This window comes from Glutamicibacter sp. GQ173, from assembly GCF_059759215.1.
Genome location: NZ_JCAXDT010000011.1, coordinates 66227 through 82496, shown reverse-complemented (window position 1 = coordinate 82496; position 16270 = coordinate 66227). Strand labels below are relative to the sequence as shown.

Sequence of the window (16270 nt, the reverse complement as noted above, 5' to 3'; positions counted from 1 at the left end):
ATTTAACTAAAACCGCACGAGCCTAAGGATCAGCAATCAACTCCGCAAGCGCCTCTGGAAACCCGCAGTCCGACCCCCCGCACGCTGGGACGCACTGGTGGCCGGCACCTCATGTCAGCACCGGCGTAGATGCCATCGTTTCGGTGCCCGCTTCCAAGTCGCTGACCAACCGCTATCTGATCCTTGCAGCCCTGGCCTCCTCCCCCTCCACCATCCACAACACCCTGATCAGCCGCGATACCGAGCTGATGCTTGCCGCCCTGGCCAGCTTCGGCACAGAGATCAAGCGGATCGAGCAGACCGACGGGTCCACCACCGTCCAGGTCCATCCGGCAGCTGAACTGGCCACCGGGCCGCTGGGCATCGACTGCGGATTGGCCGGCACGGTGATGCGCTTTGTGCCTCCCTTGGCCGCGGTTGCCCGCGCCACCGTCGCTTTTGACGGCGATCCGCACGCGCGCCTGCGCCCGATGGCCCCGGTGCTCGATGCGCTGCAGGCCCTGGGCGCCACCATCGATTTCGCCGGGGAACTAGGCAAATTGCCCTTCACCATGGATGCCAGCGGCCTGGAGTCCGTCGATCAGGTCGTGATCGATGCCTCCAGCAGCTCGCAATTCATTTCCGCACTGCTGCTCGCCGGCCATGCTCTGCCTGGCGGCCTGGCATTGCGCGCCGCTGATGGCCCGATCGCCTCGCCGGATCACATCATGATGACCGTGCAGACACTGCTCGAACTGGGCGTGGACATCACCGTGGACGAGGACGGGCGCGGCTGGCGCATAGCCCCGGGCGAACTTGCCGGCTTCACGGTCACCGTGGAACCCGACCTGTCGAACGCCGGGCCATTCCTGGCCGCGGCCCTGGCCAGCAATGGCAGCGTCGGCATCCGCTTCTGGCCCGCAACCACCACCCAGGTCGGCGGAAAATGGGTGCAGATCCTGTCCCAGATGGGCGCCGAGGTGCACCACGGCGACGATGGGGTGCTCAGGGTGCGCGGAACCGGAGTGATCCGCGGGATCGACTACGCCGATGCCTCCGAGCTCGCCCCCACCCTGGCGGCGCTGTGCGCCTTGGCCAGCTCCCCGAGCAACCTGACCGGGATCGGGCACCTTCGCGGACATGAAACCGACCGCTTGGCGGCCCTGGAAAACGAACTGGCCAAAGTCGGAGCAAACGTCGTGGCTACAGGCGACAGCCTGGCAATCACCCCGGGCCCGCTGCAGGCAGCCGACCTGCACAGCTACGAGGACCACCGCATGGCCACCGCCGGGGCGCTGCTGGGCCTGGCCATCGAAGGGGTCCGCGTGGAAAATATTGCCACCACCGCCAAAACCATGCCGCAATTCCCGCAATTGTGGGCGGATATGGTTTCCACCGCGAAGGCAGCTGGCTAATGCGCTATCTGGATTACGACGAGTCCTCGGTCCGCGTCCGCCCGAACAAGCGCGGGTCGCGTCCGCGCACCAAGGACCGCCCGGCCTATGAAAAGGCGGAAATCGGCCGGATCATCACCGTGGACCGCGGGCGATACACCGCGATCCTGGACGAGGACACCAGCAACGAGCGCATCGTGATCGCCGCGCGCGCCCGCGAGCTGCGCCGGCAGGCGATCGTGCCAGGAGATCTGGTCGCACTGGTTGGCGATACCTCCGGCAGGCCCGATACGCTCGCCCGGCTGGTGCGAATCGAGGAACGCACCACGCTGCTGCGCCGCAGCGCCGATGACACCGACGCCACCGAGCGCGTGGTGGTGGCCAATGTGGACAAGCTGGTCATCGTGGTGGCCGCCGCCAACCCCGAGCCGCGCACCGGATTTGTCGATCGCGCCCTGGTGGCCGCGTACGACGCCGGCATCCAGCCGGTGCTGTGCGTGACCAAGGCCGATGTGAAGGACCCGGCGGATTTCCTCAAGCACTACGAGGGGCTGGACTTCCCGGTGGTCATTTCGCGCACCACCACCGCAGATGCCTCGGGCGTTGATGCCCGCGGCGCCGACGGATCCAGTGCGCGTCTGGATGCGAACGCGCTGGAGGAACTCGAAGAGCTGCTGGGCGGCTGTGTTTCGGTTGTGCTCGGGCACTCCGGGGTCGGCAAGTCCACGCTGGTCAACGCGCTCACCGGCGCCGACCGGGCCACTGGCCATGTCAACGCGGTCACCGGGCGCGGGCGCCACACCTCGTCCAACGCCTTGGCACTGCGGCTGGGCCAGATCCCTGGCTCATGGCTGATTGATACCCCGGGCATTCGATCCTTCGGGCTGGGCCTGGTGGATCCCGATAACATCCTGGCCGCCTTTGAAGACCTGGCCGAGATCGCCACCGGGTGCCCGCGCGGCTGCACCCATGCCGCCGGCGAAGCTGGCTGCGCCTTGGAAGCCTGGGCGCAAGCAGCGCCGAACAGCCAGCCCGCCGACCGCCTCGCCTCATACCGCCGGCTGGTCACAACCGAGGAAACCACGCACGAAAAGGAGCTCGGCGCACTCTGAGCGCCGGTACACCATGGCAGATTTCACCCTGCAGCAAGATCTCGACTTTGCCCTAGCCCTGGCCGATAAGGTCGACCAGCTGACCTTGGCCCGCTATGGCTCCAATGATCTGGTGGTCGAATCCAAGCCGGATATGACCCCTGTTTCAGATGCCGATCGTGGTGCCGAACAGCTGATCCTGGCCGAGCTTGCCAAGCACCGCCCGCAGGACTCGGTGCTCGGCGAAGAATTCGGGGTGCACGGCAGCGGTTCACGGCGCTGGGTTATCGACCCGATCGATGGCACCAAGAACTTCGTGCGGCGCGTCCCGGTCTGGGCCACCCTCATTGCCCTGCTGGTGGACGACGAGCCGGTGCTCGGCGTCATTTCCGCCCCCGCGCTCAGCCGCCGCTGGCACGCCGCAACCGGTTTGGGCGCCTACGTCAGCGAACCCGCAGCCGGCGCAGGAGAGCGGGCCACCCGCAAGATTTCGGTCTCCTCGGTGTCCGAACTCGCCGATTCCTCCTTGGCCTACGCCTCCCTGAACGGCTGGAAGGACGCCGGCAAGCTCGACGGCTTCCTGGACCTGCTCGATGCTGCCTGGCGAACCCGTGGCTACGGCGACTTCTATTCCTATGCGCTGCTGGCCGAAGGTGCGGTCGACGCGGCCTTCGAGCCGGAGCTCGAACTCTACGACATGGCCGCACTGGTCCCGGTAGTTCGCGAAGCCGGGGGGCGGTTCACCTCGGTGGCCGGAGAGGAAGGCTGCCACGGCGGCAATGCGCTGGCCACCAACGGCAAGCTGCACGCCGCGATACTGCCCTATCTGAACCGCTGATGCTGACCACCAGCGAAGAGGACTACCTCAAGGCGCTCTACACGCTGACCGAATGGGAAGATACCGAGGTCAGCACCGGCGCATTGGCAGACCAGCTGGGCCTGTCCCCCGCGTCGGTGACCTCGATGATCCAGAAATTATCGAGCAAGGGGCTGGTCGATCATGTGCCCCGCAAGACGGTAGCCCTCAGCAGCAGCGGTCGCCGTGAAGCCTTGCGGATGGTTCGCCGGCACCGGCTATTGGAGACCTTCCTGCGCGACGAGCTGGGCTACGGCTGGGACGAAGTGCATGACGAGGCCGAGGCCCTGGAGCATACCGTCAGCGACCGCTTCATCAACGCCCTGGACGCCCGGCTGGGCCATCCCCGCCACGACCCCCACGGCGACGCAATCCCGGCCTCTGACGGAAGCCTGCCGGTCTCCGAAGCGATCCGTCTGGACCGCTTTGGCGGAGAACTGGCCATCATCGACCGGATCAGCGACGAAGACCCGGACTTCCTGCGCCGCGCCGCCGCGCAGGGTATGGTGCCCGGGGCGCCCATCAAGCTTCCTCATCAGCTGGACTATATCGAGGCCTCGCTGATTTGGGTCCGCAACATCGAATCGAAGTGATCAGGCCGATGTCCACCCAGGGATTCACCCTGCGCCCGATCCAGCTGCTGCTGGTATTCGCTGGCGGAAGCGCCGGGACGGCCAGCAGACTGGCGATCAGCCTATTGCTGCCTCAAGAAGGCCCGCTGCCGGTAGCCATCTTGCTCATCAACCTCACCGGGGCCTTGGCCCTCGGCTGGCTGTTGACGGCCTTGGCCGCCCGGGGACCGGAAACTACGCGCCGGAAAAAGCTGCGGTTGCTGCTTGGAACAGGATTCATGGGCGGTTTCACCACATACAGCGCGCTAGCCACCGACACCATGTTGCTGTTCACGCAAGGATCGACGGCCATCGGGCTGGTATACGGCCTGGGAACCGTGCTGCTCGGGGCGTTCGCCACCTGGGTCGGCATGCTGCTGGGCACCAGGCGCCGTACGCCGCAGGGGGATGGCAAATGATGGGCATGACACCGGTACTCTTTGCGCTCGTTACACTCTGCGGCGGCTTGGGCGCGGTGCTGCGCTATGGTCTCGATTCGTTCATCTGTGCCACATTCGGGGCGTTGCTTCCCTGGGGAACCATCACGATCAACGTTTCGGGCTCCTTCGCCTTGGGTTTTCTGACCGGCTTGCTGGCAAACACCCAATTGAACGAAGCCTGGCTTTTGGCCATGGGCACAGGGGTGCTCGGAGGCTACACCACCTTCTCGACCGCCAGCTTCGATACCCTGCGCCTGCTGCGAGCCGGCCGCCCCTTGTCCAGCTTGGCGAATGCCCTTGGAACGTTATTTGCGGCCGTCCTCGCCGCCTGGGGCGGTTACCTGCTCTCCTCGCTGCTCTAATACAAACTGGGCAGGATCGCAGTGTATACAAGAAAAGCCCAGCCGTGTGGCTGGGCTTTGAAGTTGTTTCTAACGGGCAGCTCGACGTCCCTTGGGAGTGCCGGTGGATTGTCGCTTTGGCGCTGGCTTGATCGGCTTGGGCGTTCGGTCATGCGGGACCACGTAACCGCCTGAAGCCAACACCAGGATTGCGCTAATCCCGGTGAGCGACAGCATCGCAATCGCCCAAATTTGGGATTGTTCGTAGAAACTGTGATCGACGCTGAGCCACAGCACATAGGCACCTACCAGGTAGATGAGGTGGATCAGCAGCACGCGAGTTCGCAATCGGAGTTTGACCACTGCTTTGGGCGAAAAGAAAATTGACCAAATGATCAACAGCGGGATGACAACCACTAAAATGGCCAGAATCATTGGCCAAGGAATGAAAGCGATAGCTGCTAAGGCGGCGGCAAATAGCAGGCCAACTTCAAGCAGGAAAGCCACCACCGCGTAGGTGCCCGAGAGGAACGGCGATACCCGCTGGGAGCTTGTTTTACCCATCGACTTTAATCTCACTCCAATTCCGCAATGACCACCGACCAGTAATCTCCGGCTTTCATTTCAAGTCTATGTGCAAATCCTCCATGCCGCGAATAGACTCGCGAGATTCCAGAAGTGTTTAGCCGCAATGACCGCTGGTGCAAGCATTGTCCGCCCTGCGAGGCCAACATGAATTCCACCAACGAAAAAAGCCCTGAAACCAGGCATTTAGCCTAGTTCCAGAGCTTCAAAACGTGGAGATGGGGAGAATTGAACTCCCGTCCGATGTGGTGTTGACAGGTCTTCTCCGGGCGCAGTTTGCTGCGGATTTTCTCTGCCCCAACCATCACGCAAACATGTGGTTGATCCGGGCACAGTTACCAAAATATGTACCCAGCAGCGGTAACAACCGCTGGATACAGTGGCTATCTAAATGACGTTAGGAACAGAGGCGATAGCATCCCCTGGCTAACGGACTGTCTGGCTGCTTAGGCAGCGAGAGCGAAGTCAGTGCGCTTTGATTCGGCACTTATTGGTTTGCAAAGAGCGTTTACGAGATAACTTTGCGTCCTCGGCCCGCTTCATCTGTCGCGACTCACACCGTCGAAACCGATCATCCCCGTATTTTGTTGTCAGTCCCAGTTTCCCGGATACAACCACACCCGAAAGCGTGTTCATCAATCATAACTCATCCACGTGCTCTACCCCAACGCGAAATGCGCCACACCAAGTTTTATGCGTGCCCTCGGTTGCGCTCGCGCATGGCTCGCATTGCTTCGCGGTTGTCCTGTTGCTCGCGCAGGGTCTGGCGCTTGTCGTACTCACGCTTACCACGGGCGATACCGATCTCGATCTTTGCCCGACCTGACTTGAAGTACAAGCTCAGCGGAACAACAGTGAGTCCAGCCTCGCCGATCTTGCGCTCGATCTTGAGCAGTTCTTGCCGGTGCAGCAGGAGCTTGCGACGGCGACGTGCCGCGTGATTGGTCCATGATCCGTTGAGGTACTCAGGGATGTAGACGTTCTCGATATAAAGCTCACCACGGTAGAACTGGCCGAAGCCGTCAACGAGTGAGGCTTTGCCTTCTCGCAATGACTTGACTTCCGTACCAGTGAGAACCATGCCAGCTTCGAAGGTATCGAGGATTTCAAAATCGTGGCGCGCCTTGCGGTTGCTCGCGATCACCCGATCTTCTTGATTCTTCTTAGCCACGTTACTCCTTGCATGTCGCGGGCGAATTCTCGCACGCAGACTACAAGTCTAGCGCTAGAGAAGACCCAATGGGTTCACGGCCGTGCCATTGACAATAGTTTCGAAGTGCAGGTGGCAGCCTGTGGAGTTGCCGGTGGTGCCAACGTAGCCAATAACTTGGCCCTGCTTGACGTGCTGCCCTACGCTCACGGCGACTTGTGACATGTGGTGGTACCCGGTCGCCAGTGCCTTGCCACGAACTACGCCGTGGGAAATGAGCACCTTATTTCCGGAGGTACCGCCCCAGCCAGCCATCCACACTTCACCATCGGCTGCGGCCGTAATGGGCGCACCACACTGGCCGCCGAAGCCCCAGTCGATGCCAGCGTGCACATATCCACCCCGTCCACCATAATCAATGGTTCCGGCGGGCGTTGGACGCCAGCCGAAGGAGGAAGTCAGATTGTTGCTGGTCGTTGGCTTTACCAATCCCCAGGCGCTGGAACCATTAGAGGTGCTCACCTCGGGTTCTGCCGGCGCTGGAGGAACGTAAGCCTTCTTTTTATATTCCTTCTTCTTGGCAGCGGCTTCTTCTGCAAGACGCTTTTGCTCGGCTTCGTAAGCCGCTTTGCGCTTTGCTTCAGCCTCAGCCGCCTTGCGCTTTCGTTCAGCTTCTTCACGCAACAAGCGCTCCTGGCGCTCCTTGATGTCTGCCTGAACTTGGGCGTATTCCTTCTGCTGCGAAGCTAGCTTTGCCTGGATTTGAGGCTTCTTGGCTTCAAGCTCAGCACCAAGTTTTTCAGTGCTTGCAACCAAAGCATCGAGTTCGTTCTTTGCGTTCTGCGCTTGGGTTCGAGCCGCCTGCTCTTGAGCCAGCGCGTCCTCGGCCTGGGATTTGAGCGATGAGATTTCCTTCTCAACGGCGTCAAGTCGAACCTTATTGTTTTCGTTGTTGGCCTGCTCTTGCGCCAGGTCGTTGTAGGTAGCGCTCTGCGAAGCCATCGCTCGGTTTGCCAGGTCAAGACCGTCTGCGATCTCAGTGGCCGACTCCATGTTCAGGATCATGTCCAGCCCGCTAGAAACACCGCCGCGCTTATAAGCCTCTGACGCAATCGAAGCCATGGCTTCTTTTGCTTCAGAAATCTTCTTGGCGTTTGCCTCAATTTCGGCCGCGACTTGATCGCGCGTTCCCTGAGCAGCAATTAAACGGTTGTTCAGATCGGCAACTGCCGCTTGGGCATTGGCGACACGGCTCTGCGCGTCCGCCAATGCCTGTTCCGCTGCAGGAACCTGAGCCTGCTGGTCACGCAGCTTCTTATCGGTGGCCTGGATATCGGCGTCCAGGAACTCCATGTCTTGCTCTAGGTTATTGATGTTGCCTTCAACCTGAGCTTTTTTATCGTCCAGCTCATCAGCTGCGACAATTCCAACCGGCAACGTCAAGGCCAGTGCCATGGCGCCACCGAGAGTGGCGCGCAAGAACTTACTACGCACTGCGTTGGACAGCATGTGACTCCTTAGAGTGAATTGTCGTGCATCAGATAGGCCGGAGATAACGATTCGGCTAAACCTTCAGGTAACGCTTCAACGTTACCACTGATGAAATTGTGGCCAAAACGATACCGATTATCAAGAGGACAGGCGCAACAAGCCAAACTTCTCCGGTAGAAATGAAGGCAACGCCGACATTTTCACTGGCAAGCTTGTCTTCGACGAGGAACTTGAGAAGAAGCCACAAGGTTCCCGAAGCTAACAATCCACCGATCAATGAGGCAATAACACCTTCAATGATGAACGGAAGCTGAATTGTCGCTTTGGATGCACCGACCAGCCGCATAATGGTTGTTTCCAACCGTCGATGCATAGCTGAGAGTTGAATCGTTGTTCCTGTAAGCAGGACCGCGCAAATGATCATCACGATTGCAACCACGGCTGCAGCAGCCGAAGCAACGCGCACGAGCTGGAAGACCTTCTCCAGCAGGTCACGCTGGTCGATTACGGAGTCCACCCCGTCGACCGTCGAAAACGCTTCGTTGATCACCGGATACTTCTCCGGGTCAACTAATGCAACACGGAAGGATTCAGGCAGCTGCTCAGGAGTGATCTGGTCGACTAGGGAAGAATTCTCATACTGATCCAAGAAGTTCTTATACGCCTGATCTTTCGATTCATAGGCAAATTCCTTGATATACGGAGCCAACTGTTCGGACTTGAGAACCTTCTCAATGTTCTGCCGCTGGGCATCAGTGGCTTCATTTCCGCCACAGTTCGGCGAAGTGCTGGTGTCGTCGCAGAGATAGATCGCTACCTCCATGCGGTCGTACCAGTAGCCCTTCATCTGGTTAATCTGCAGTTGCAGAAGAATCGAGGCGCCAACGAATGTTAGCGAAACGAAAGTCACCAGGACGACAGAAACGACCATCACGACATTCTGCCGAAGGCCTTTCGCCGCTTCGCGGAGAATAAATCCTAGTCTCACTGGTCCTCGTCTTTCTGGTCCTCAGCAACCTGTGAATCTTCGTGGTGTTCAACAGCCGAATCGCCCACGAGTAGCTCGCGAGATCCGTCTTGGTTCACCACCGTGGTCATTGGCGTGTATTGACCTTCTACTTCGTCGCGGATCACCTGTCCGCGCTGCAGTTCAATCACGCGATGACGGTATTCGCTAACAAGCTCGTGTGCGTGCGTTGCCATCAAAACGGTTGTCCCGTTCTGATTAATGCGATTCAGCACGTTCATGACTTCGATGCTGTTCTTGCGGTCGAGGTTACCGGTGGGCTCATCGGCCAAAAGGATCGACGGCTTATTCACAATGGCGCGCGCTATACCGACACGCTGCTGCTCACCGCCGGAAAGCTCGGTGGGCTTGCGACGTGCCTTGTCTTCAAGTCCCACCAGCTTCAAGGCATCTGGAACGCGTTCACGAATCTGCGCACGCGAGGCACCGATTACTTCCATCGCGAAGGCCACATTGTCAAAGACTGTACGTTCGCGCAGGAGGCGGAAGTCCTGGAACACGAATCCGATATCACGACGCAGTTTTGGCACACGTCGACTTGGGATCCGGTTCAGGTTCTGCCCTGCAACGTAAACAGCCCCGTCGGTAGAACGCTTTTCGCGTAGCACCAAACTCAGGAAGGTCGACTTTCCGGAACCGGATTCGCCGACCAAGAAGGCGAATTCGCCGCGGCTAATCTCGATGTTTATGTCGTCCAAGGCGGCATTCTGCTGTCTTGGCTCATAAATCATCGAGACGTTTTCGAATTTAATCATGTCTTCAATCGCTAGTTTTCGTCGGGGCGCGACCCACGAATACCAATCTCGAGATCAAACGTCAATAGATGCGCCAGTGTTCCAAACACTATCGGTGCAAGCCGTCGAACCAGCATAATTCCTAGGTGTGTTGCCATATTCATCCGATAAGCACAGCAAGGATAAACCACTGAGATCATGCATTACTTGATGTATTTCGCCCTTGCTCAATGGGCCCGGTGACGATACTTACACTGTTTTTGACAAGTCCGTACTACTAGATGGGTATTCGCAGCATCTGCTATTTGCTTGGGCGGCGCTGTCCTGCGCGCCAGCGGATCCCTGCATCGATGAAATCATCAATCTCACCATCAAGCACAGCTTGAGTATTGCCTACTTCGTGTTCAGTGCGCAGATCCTTGACCATTTGATATGGATTGAGCACGTACGAACGCATCTGGTCGCCCCACGAGGCTTTCACATCACCGGCAAACTCTTTTTTCTGCGCGTCTTCCTGTTCCTTTTTCAGGAGCAGGAGCCTGGACTGCAAAACGCGAAGTGCAGCAGCACGGTTCTGGATCTGGGACTTTTCATTCTGCATGGAGACAACAACTCCAGTTGGAATGTGAGTCATGCGAACTGCCGAGTCGGTAGTGTTGACGCTCTGCCCACCAGGGCCCGAAGAACGGAACACATCCACGCGAATTTCCGATTCTGGAATTTCGACGCTGTCGGTCTGTTCAATAAGTGGAACTACTTCAACGGCAGCGAAGGAAGTTTGGCGACGTCCCTGGTTGTCGAATGGCGAAATTCGGACAAGGCGATGAGTTCCAGCCTCTACGGACAACGTTCCAAAAGCATAAGGTTCGTCGATTTCGAAGGTAGCCGACTTCAGTCCAGCTTCTTCAGCATAGGACGTGTCCATCACGGTAGCTTTGAATCCGCGCTTTTCCGCCCAACGCAAATACATTCGCATGAGCATCTCGGCAAAGTCCGCAGCATCGACGCCGCCAGCCCCGGAACGAATTGTTACCACGGCACCTCGGGAATCAAACTCACCGCTGAGCAAAGTAACAATTTCCAGATCATCGAGGGCCTTGCGGATGCCGATAAGTTCTTTTTCGGCCTCTTGCAAAGTTTCATCGTCATCTTCGAGTTCGGCCAACTCGACGAGTACTTCTAGATCGTCAATCCGCGTCTTGAGCTTCGTGAGGCGCTCTAGTTCCGACTGGCGGTATGAAAGCTTGCTAGTGACAATTTGCGCTGCGGCAGGATCGTCCCAGAGATCAGGGGCTCCCGCTTCCTCGGAGAGCGTTGCAATGTCAGCCTTGATCTGATCAACGTCGCTAACATCTTCAATTGCAGAGAAAGTTGAGCGCAGTGTGCGGATTTCAGCAGAGAAGTCAGTTTTTGCCATGGTCCTCTAAGACTACGTCATTTCACCTCCGATCCCTGAGTCCCCTGTCAGCGACTGAGGACCGTCTGCGCAGTGGAGTTCACTGAAATCGGGACTCCATTCGGCACAATCCAGCCGACGATTGGAGGTCGTACAGTTCCCGACAGTTCTAAAGTGGCACCCTGCCCATCGGGGCGGATCTCCACTGAAGCTATCCGCAAATCATCGACCCTTCCGGCAGCTCCAACATCGAGGAGGTACTTACCTACGGCCTGCTGAACCCGTTGTTGGCTCAACTCGATTCGGGGGTTGGGCCCATCTGCCACGAATTCGAACTCATCTACGGCCGCGACCACTGCCCCGTCTGCGATAGACAATAATTGGCGTGCTTTCAGATTTACCGCACTCGCCGCCAGAACTACCGAGATAGTCAACAGAGTAATTGCGCAGAGTCCAATAGCAAGCACTAAGGACTGCCCATCTTCTGCAGATGCCCACTTCTTGTAGTTGCCATGGCTATCCAAATTGATCAACTCTTTGGGAAGCTGCTGAATCAACTGAAAAGGCTGATACATCAAACATCTCCGAGACAAAGGGCAACGGAACGTCCAATTCGACGGTGACCGTCACCACGCTTCCAGGACTCAAGCATTCAGAATTGCAAGAAATATTCGTTTTCGCGTTGGAATAGCCAAAATTATTTATCGCACGGCGTACCGTTTCTTTGGCATCTGCTTGCGCTTGAATTGGGGTATCGGCTAGTGCAAACACCTTAGCTGCCTGGTCCGCGGCTCCAACCACTGCATAGCTACCTGCCTGGAGATGACTTGCGGCAAGAATTAAGTAGACCATTGGAATCAAAAGTACTGTCGCCGCGAAAATAAACTCAACGATCGCGCTTCCGGATTCGTCCTGCGAAGTTTTGCGCAAAGCTGCCGAGATAGTTCTCTGTAAATTATCCATACTTCACAGCTTCAACTTGTACATGCAGGTTCCATCCGTTGGGTAGTAAACCGACTAACGGCACCTTCGTTTCAACTGACACTGTGATCACGCTGCCCTCGCCGATATTCGCGGAGCGAACGCTAATGTTTCCGGCGAATCCCGAATGAAGACTCTCAGTGATCAAGTGCCGTGTCCGGTCTTGCGCATCTGCCGTGGACCGATTCGCTAGCGCACCATAATGTGCGCCGTTTGCAGCCGCATCGATCAACGTATTACGAACGTGCAGGACAAGTGCGAGTTGAATTAGCGTCAACGCGATAAGAACTAACAGCGTCGTGATCATGACAAATTCCGCTACGGCTGATCCCTTGGATTCACCAAAGAACCGCCTAAATACTGGCGGTATTCCATTCGGCACGACGCGGCGCATGTTTGCCTTCTATCCCAACCCCGAAACCCGATCAATGGCTTGATTGAAGAGGTCCTGCAATCGCGGTCCTGCGATAGCTAAAAGTGCTGCGACCAAGACGGCCGACATGAGAGTGATCATCACCCAACCAGGCACGTCGCCTCTAGAGTCTCCAATTTTGGGCGAGATTTTTTCCCACAGCCTCTTTGCCACAACCACTAATCGCAAAAAGAGACCAACGAAAAATTCCTGTATGTTCAACATGGCGTGCCTTCCAGTGTTCGTAATTTCAAGGTTCGGAGTTACATCACTACTAAATTCGTTCAATAGCTCATCTCCAATAGCGCTAGTCCCGGGAATACCGCGAATACGATCGTCAAGGGCAAAATGCCAAAGACAACGGGTACGAGCATGAAAATTTCTCGTTTTCCCGCAACTTCCATTAATTCGCGTTTCGATGCGTCTCGAACGTCTTGAGCTTGGTCTCTGAGTACTTGGGCTAGAGGAGTCCCACGTTCGGTGGCAACCACGATTGCATCAACAAATCTTGAGATCGTTCCGACTTGCATTCGATCAGACATATTTTGCATCGCGTGAACCATAGGAGTTCCGGAATGAATGTCGTTCAACGTCTTCACGAATTCTTCACCTATGACTCCGTGGCAGATTCGGGAGATACGTTCGATTGCACCAGTAGTTGATTCCCCTGCACCGACCGTCAAGGCCAGGACTTCAGCAACCGTTGGGAATTGGGTCAATATTTTTCGAGCTCTGCGATGAATTTGTTCGCCAAGCCACCAGCCTCGCAACGCGTAACCCAACATCCCACAGCAAATAACGGCCAAGACAGAAAAGACCAGCGACAGGTCGTATTGCATTGAAATAAACGCAGTACAAACGGCCCCTGCCACAACTCCGGCCAATGCACAGATGATCTCTTGTGAGCGATAGTCAATTATGCTCAACTCAAGGCCAGCGGCATGGAGCCTTTTCTTGAGAATGTCATTGGAAGGGCTATGGCTACTGGCAAACTTTCTCATTTGCGAGATCAATGGCGATGCAAGTTGGGCCAGCGCTGAATGCCCCGACTCTGAATGCCAAGAGTCCTCAAGCATCCGCGAACTTCTGACGCCGACGCGGACGTGTGGGGCAATTCGTTCGGCGAAAGCCATTTTTCTCCATCCGGGCAGATTGACCAGGATGATCCATATCCCTAGCCCGAACCCGAGTCCGCACAGAGCAGCCCATGAAACGTATGAGTTCATGACAGAACTCTCTCTTCCGCCGGTAACGTGCCCAACCGCAGCATGATTCGGTAACAGACGATTGAGATTAATACTCCTAGACCCAGGACAAGCACTCCACTGGCCGTCATGTACGCGTCTTTTGCCGCGTCCTGGGTTCCCAGAATCAGGAGCAGAATCCATGGCGCCGCCACAGCCAACCGGGCTGCGGAGACTATCCAGGACTGCCGAGCGGCCAGTTCGCCACGCGTGCGTACGTCATCGCGAAGGAAAGCAGACAAGGTTGCTAAGGTGTGTCCCAAATCAGTGCCACCGACTTCACGAGTGATTCGAAGGGTGGTCAAGATCTTGTCGGCAACTGGGTCGGCCATTCGCTCACCAAGCTGTTCCAGAGCTACGTTAAAGTTGGCGGTGGCTCGATAGTCCAAAGCAAAGTCCCCGAACAGCGGCCTGAGTATTTTTGGTCCCACTGTTGCGAGTTGGCTCAGGGCTTCAGGCAGCGACAGCCCGGCACGTATGGCGCTTCGCAGATGGTCCACGACTTCAGGCCATTGTTCCTGCAATGCAGCCCGCCGCTTAGACGCTTGACGACGCAGAAATGCCCATGGGGCGAAAATTCCAAAGCTGAAAAATAGAAGGGCAAACAGCCACGCGCCAGTTAGCCCCAAGGTCAATAATCCTGATACAACACCACACACCAAACAAATCATGAGGAACTTGGGCGGTGTCACATTTGTCATTCCAGCTTGCAGCAGGGCCCCTTTGATCGCTGACCTCCGTTTCGGAGCACGCACCCACGGTGCGAAGAGCAGCCAATCGACCAAGACAGCCAGCCCGAGACCACCAAGCAATGCAAAAAACGCGATCATCGCTATACCGCCATCAGTTCCGCGACGTTGATCCCGGCAAGATCGAATTTTTCGTGCTCCCAATCCGCGCCTGGCGAGGCGCGAAGACTTCCATCTCGTCTTTCAAACAAAGTAGACGATTCGATTTGTCCTGCTTCCACCCGGTTACGAATGCTGAGGACTTCATTTACGTATCGATTCCCACCAGGGCTACGTACGCAATGCACGACTAGATCTATACAAGCAGCAACAGTTTTGACCGTGAAGTCGCTGGTGATGTTCGGACCCGCTAATAAAGGCAAAGTGCAAATCTTCGTAATCGCGTCCCTCGCAGAATTCGCGTGAAGGGTACAAAGACCAGAAATCCCTGAATTCAGGGCGATGAGCATGTCCAGCGACTCGGCCTCACGGACCTCCCCCACAATAATCCTGTCCGGTCTCATACGAAGCGCCTCTTTGACTAGGCGACGCATCGTAATTTCGCCCATTCCTTCAAGGTTTGCGAGCCGCGTTTGCATGGCCACCACATCGCGCAAAGAAAGATTAAGTTCAAAAATTTCTTCAATGGTAATGATGCGCTCACGCGGACCAATTGAAGAGGCCAAACAATTGAGCATCGTCGTTTTGCCGGCCTGTGTTGGTCCCGTGACAATAACGTTCAGTCCCGCGTTGATGGCCGTTGACAGGTACAAAGCGGCCTGCCTACTCAAGGAATCCAATTCCACCAGATCATCCAGTTTCCCTGCGCGCGCAATGAATTTGCGAATATTCACTGCCCAGTGCTCATGCGTAATATCTGGAATTACCACATGTAAGCGAGACCCATCCGGAAGCTGGCAATCGACAAACGGCTGCGACAGATCCAATCGCCGTCCGGAAGACTTGAGCATTCTCTCGACCAACGCGGCAATCTCTGAAGATTCCATGCGGATATGGGTTAGTTGGCTTTGCCCTCCTCTGGCGCAGAACACTTGATGTGGTGAAAAAAACTTATATAGGTTTCCATGTGTCACATAAAAGGCCCCGGCGGTGCTGCAAACACCCCGGGGAACGGTAACCGAGGAATAAGGCTCGATCACATGACCAACTTTAACAGCTGCCCCGACAAGATGGAAAGCAGCCCCGCCGAATACGGCATCACCGCGCTCCGCGCCACCTTCCAGCCCATCCCGGGCATTGCCACAAGCACCAAGCCGGCCAGCCTGCCGCAGCACACGCGGGTATCCGTTGCCAGCATCCCCGGGACTCAGGCCGTCAACCTTTACGCATGGGTCGACGCGGATCAAGCCAGCCCCGCCGATTACGTCCGCGAATACGCGCCGGCGTTCGAGTACATTCTCGGGGGCGGATCCAATGCATAACCGCGCTTACTACGCCACCCGTGCCGCCGTCCGCCTCACCTTGGGCACGATCGGCACCGCCGCAGTCATCATTGGGCTGCACATGCCGGCCGCGCTCCTGCTGCCGGCCATGACCTAGCCGGCCCGGCACTTCCCCACACTCGGGGGAGCTGCCGAATAGTGGTCACGGCGGCGGGCAATTTCAAGCCCTCCTAAGCAGTCCGCCTCCGTGGCCCGCTATTGGGTATCTCCCAGCGCGTTCCTGCTGACCTAGCGCATAACCAGAGTCGGCGCGGTGAATATATCAACGTTAAGTCCCGTACCGCCGGGGCACCGATGCCAATGGCCAACGGCACCGGTTCCACCTTCGCTCGCTCTCATTCGGAGGG

21 protein-coding genes and 1 other RNA gene are annotated in these 16270 nt (G+C 57.2%); 8 read left to right on the top strand and 14 right to left on the bottom strand.

Going from position 1 to position 16270, the window contains the following annotated elements:
• Positions 1 to 35: 35 nt before the first annotated feature.
• From aroA to crcB, 6 genes are read left to right on the top strand one after another with little or no spacing between them, the layout of a single operon-like run.
• Positions 36 to 1394: a 3-phosphoshikimate 1-carboxyvinyltransferase gene (gene aroA / locus AC6CHO_RS16140; RefSeq protein ID WP_498216479.1), complete on the top strand. Its 1359-nt coding sequence runs from the start codon at positions 36 to 38 to the stop codon at positions 1392 to 1394.
• Complete coding sequence (rsgA, locus tag AC6CHO_RS16135) at positions 1394 to 2485, top strand: ribosome small subunit-dependent GTPase A (protein ID WP_498216465.1); 1092 nt, start codon at positions 1394 to 1396, stop codon at positions 2483 to 2485. Before aroA ends, rsgA begins: the two co-directional genes overlap by 1 nt.
• A 13-nt stretch (positions 2486 to 2498) precedes the next feature.
• The gene (locus AC6CHO_RS16130; RefSeq protein WP_146274846.1) at positions 2499 to 3302 is read left to right on the top strand and encodes an inositol monophosphatase family protein; all 804 of its coding nucleotides are present in this window, start codon (positions 2499 to 2501) and stop codon (positions 3300 to 3302) included.
• Positions 3302 to 3913: a metal-dependent transcriptional regulator gene (locus tag AC6CHO_RS16125; RefSeq protein WP_444664549.1), complete on the top strand. Its 612-nt coding sequence runs from the start codon at positions 3302 to 3304 to the stop codon at positions 3911 to 3913. The genes AC6CHO_RS16130 and AC6CHO_RS16125 overlap by 1 nt, the downstream gene beginning before the upstream one ends.
• 8 nt (positions 3914 to 3921) lie before the next feature.
• The gene (locus tag AC6CHO_RS16120) at positions 3922 to 4350 is read left to right on the top strand and encodes a fluoride efflux transporter FluC (protein WP_444664551.1); all 429 of its coding nucleotides are present in this window, start codon (positions 3922 to 3924) and stop codon (positions 4348 to 4350) included.
• Positions 4347 to 4733, top strand: a complete 387-nt coding sequence (gene crcB / locus AC6CHO_RS16115; RefSeq protein ID WP_444664552.1) for a fluoride efflux transporter CrcB — start codon at positions 4347 to 4349, stop codon at positions 4731 to 4733. The genes AC6CHO_RS16120 and crcB overlap by 4 nt, the downstream gene beginning before the upstream one ends.
• A gap of 69 nt (positions 4734 to 4802) precedes the next feature.
• Here the strand turns inward: crcB and AC6CHO_RS16110 are convergent, their stop codons facing one another.
• The 14 genes from AC6CHO_RS16110 to AC6CHO_RS16045 form a co-directional block, all read right to left on the bottom strand.
• Positions 4803 to 5276: a DUF2568 domain-containing protein gene (locus tag AC6CHO_RS16110; protein ID WP_498216464.1), complete on the bottom strand. Its 474-nt coding sequence runs from the start codon at positions 5274 to 5276 to the stop codon at positions 4803 to 4805.
• Positions 5277 to 5507: 231 nt separating this feature from the next.
• Positions 5508 to 5876, bottom strand: a transfer-messenger RNA (tmRNA) gene (ssrA, locus tag AC6CHO_RS16105).
• 112 nt (positions 5877 to 5988) lie between these two features.
• Entirely contained in the window at positions 5989 to 6468 is a 480-nt protein-coding gene (smpB, locus tag AC6CHO_RS16100; protein ID WP_075972434.1) for an SsrA-binding protein SmpB, read from the bottom strand.
• 54 nt (positions 6469 to 6522) lie between these two features.
• Positions 6523 to 7956: a peptidoglycan DD-metalloendopeptidase family protein gene (locus AC6CHO_RS16095; RefSeq protein WP_498216462.1), complete on the bottom strand. Its 1434-nt coding sequence runs from the start codon at positions 7954 to 7956 to the stop codon at positions 6523 to 6525.
• A 55-nt stretch (positions 7957 to 8011) separates the two neighbouring features.
• Positions 8012 to 8926, bottom strand: coding sequence for a permease-like cell division protein FtsX (gene ftsX, locus AC6CHO_RS16090; protein ID WP_498216460.1), 915 nt, complete (start codon positions 8924 to 8926; stop codon positions 8012 to 8014).
• Complete coding sequence (gene ftsE / locus AC6CHO_RS16085) at positions 8923 to 9720, bottom strand: cell division ATP-binding protein FtsE (RefSeq protein WP_444664557.1); 798 nt, start codon at positions 9718 to 9720, stop codon at positions 8923 to 8925. Before ftsE ends, ftsX begins: the two co-directional genes overlap by 4 nt.
• Before the next feature lie 280 nt (positions 9721 to 10000).
• Positions 10001 to 11116 (bottom strand): peptide chain release factor 2, encoded by a 1116-nt coding sequence (gene prfB, locus AC6CHO_RS16080; RefSeq protein ID WP_498216459.1) that lies wholly within the window; start codon positions 11114 to 11116, stop codon positions 10001 to 10003.
• A 47-nt stretch (positions 11117 to 11163) separates the two neighbouring features.
• The gene (locus AC6CHO_RS16075; protein WP_194943818.1) at positions 11164 to 11652 is read right to left on the bottom strand and encodes a hypothetical protein; all 489 of its coding nucleotides are present in this window, start codon (positions 11650 to 11652) and stop codon (positions 11164 to 11166) included.
• A complete protein-coding gene (locus AC6CHO_RS16070; RefSeq protein ID WP_498216457.1) occupies positions 11612 to 12058 on the bottom strand; it encodes a TadE/TadG family type IV pilus assembly protein in 447 nt (148 codons plus the stop codon). Before AC6CHO_RS16070 ends, AC6CHO_RS16075 begins: the two co-directional genes overlap by 41 nt.
• On the bottom strand, positions 12051 to 12470 hold the full coding sequence (locus AC6CHO_RS16065; RefSeq protein WP_498216456.1) for a TadE/TadG family type IV pilus assembly protein: 420 nt from the start codon (positions 12468 to 12470) through the stop codon (positions 12051 to 12053). Before AC6CHO_RS16065 ends, AC6CHO_RS16070 begins: the two co-directional genes overlap by 8 nt.
• A gap of 9 nt (positions 12471 to 12479) precedes the next feature.
• Complete coding sequence (locus tag AC6CHO_RS16060) at positions 12480 to 12713, bottom strand: hypothetical protein (protein WP_498216454.1); 234 nt, start codon at positions 12711 to 12713, stop codon at positions 12480 to 12482.
• Positions 12714 to 12772: 59 nt separating this feature from the next.
• Positions 12773 to 13714 (bottom strand): type II secretion system F family protein, encoded by a 942-nt coding sequence (locus AC6CHO_RS16055; protein ID WP_498216452.1) that lies wholly within the window; start codon positions 13712 to 13714, stop codon positions 12773 to 12775.
• On the bottom strand, positions 13711 to 14562 hold the full coding sequence (locus tag AC6CHO_RS16050) for a type II secretion system F family protein (RefSeq protein WP_498216451.1): 852 nt from the start codon (positions 14560 to 14562) through the stop codon (positions 13711 to 13713). Before AC6CHO_RS16050 ends, AC6CHO_RS16055 begins: the two co-directional genes overlap by 4 nt.
• Before the next feature lie 2 nt (positions 14563 to 14564).
• The gene (locus AC6CHO_RS16045; RefSeq protein WP_498216449.1) at positions 14565 to 15620 is read right to left on the bottom strand and encodes a TadA family conjugal transfer-associated ATPase; all 1056 of its coding nucleotides are present in this window, start codon (positions 15618 to 15620) and stop codon (positions 14565 to 14567) included.
• On the opposite strand from AC6CHO_RS16045, the gene AC6CHO_RS16040 reads away from it, so the two are divergent.
• Positions 15621 to 15902: a hypothetical protein gene (locus tag AC6CHO_RS16040; protein WP_498216448.1), complete on the top strand. Its 282-nt coding sequence runs from the start codon at positions 15621 to 15623 to the stop codon at positions 15900 to 15902.
• Complete coding sequence (locus AC6CHO_RS16035; protein ID WP_498216446.1) at positions 15895 to 16020, top strand: hypothetical protein; 126 nt, start codon at positions 15895 to 15897, stop codon at positions 16018 to 16020. The genes AC6CHO_RS16040 and AC6CHO_RS16035 overlap by 8 nt, the downstream gene beginning before the upstream one ends.
• Positions 16021 to 16270 lie beyond the last annotated feature (250 nt).

Coding starts and splice junctions, on each gene's coding strand:
- crcB (WP_444664552.1), top strand. CDS start 4,347: ATGATGGGCATGACACCGGTACTCTTTGCGCTCGTTACACTCTGCGGC.
- AC6CHO_RS16125 (WP_444664549.1), top strand. CDS start 3,302: ATGCTGACCACCAGCGAAGAGGACTACCTCAAGGCGCTCTACACGCTG.
- AC6CHO_RS16035 (WP_498216446.1), top strand. CDS start 15,895: ATGCATAACCGCGCTTACTACGCCACCCGTGCCGCCGTCCGCCTCACC.
- AC6CHO_RS16050 (WP_498216451.1), bottom strand. CDS start 14,562: ATGATCGCGTTTTTTGCATTGCTTGGTGGTCTCGGGCTGGCTGTCTTG.
- AC6CHO_RS16055 (WP_498216452.1), bottom strand. CDS start 13,714: ATGAACTCATACGTTTCATGGGCTGCTCTGTGCGGACTCGGGTTCGGG.
- prfB (WP_498216459.1), bottom strand. CDS start 11,116: ATGGCAAAAACTGACTTCTCTGCTGAAATCCGCACACTGCGCTCAACT.
- AC6CHO_RS16110 (WP_498216464.1), bottom strand. CDS start 5,276: ATGGGTAAAACAAGCTCCCAGCGGGTATCGCCGTTCCTCTCGGGCACC.
- ftsE (WP_444664557.1), bottom strand. CDS start 9,720: ATGATTAAATTCGAAAACGTCTCGATGATTTATGAGCCAAGACAGCAG.
- AC6CHO_RS16070 (WP_498216457.1), bottom strand. CDS start 12,058: ATGGATAATTTACAGAGAACTATCTCGGCAGCTTTGCGCAAAACTTCG.
- AC6CHO_RS16130 (WP_146274846.1), top strand. CDS start 2,499: ATGGCAGATTTCACCCTGCAGCAAGATCTCGACTTTGCCCTAGCCCTG.
- AC6CHO_RS16065 (WP_498216456.1), bottom strand. CDS start 12,470: ATGCGCCGCGTCGTGCCGAATGGAATACCGCCAGTATTTAGGCGGTTC.
- AC6CHO_RS16040 (WP_498216448.1), top strand. CDS start 15,621: ATGACCAACTTTAACAGCTGCCCCGACAAGATGGAAAGCAGCCCCGCC.
- AC6CHO_RS16060 (WP_498216454.1), bottom strand. CDS start 12,713: ATGTTGAACATACAGGAATTTTTCGTTGGTCTCTTTTTGCGATTAGTG.
- rsgA (WP_498216465.1), top strand. CDS start 1,394: ATGCGCTATCTGGATTACGACGAGTCCTCGGTCCGCGTCCGCCCGAAC.
- AC6CHO_RS16095 (WP_498216462.1), bottom strand. CDS start 7,956: ATGCTGTCCAACGCAGTGCGTAGTAAGTTCTTGCGCGCCACTCTCGGT.
- AC6CHO_RS16120 (WP_444664551.1), top strand. CDS start 3,922: ATGTCCACCCAGGGATTCACCCTGCGCCCGATCCAGCTGCTGCTGGTA.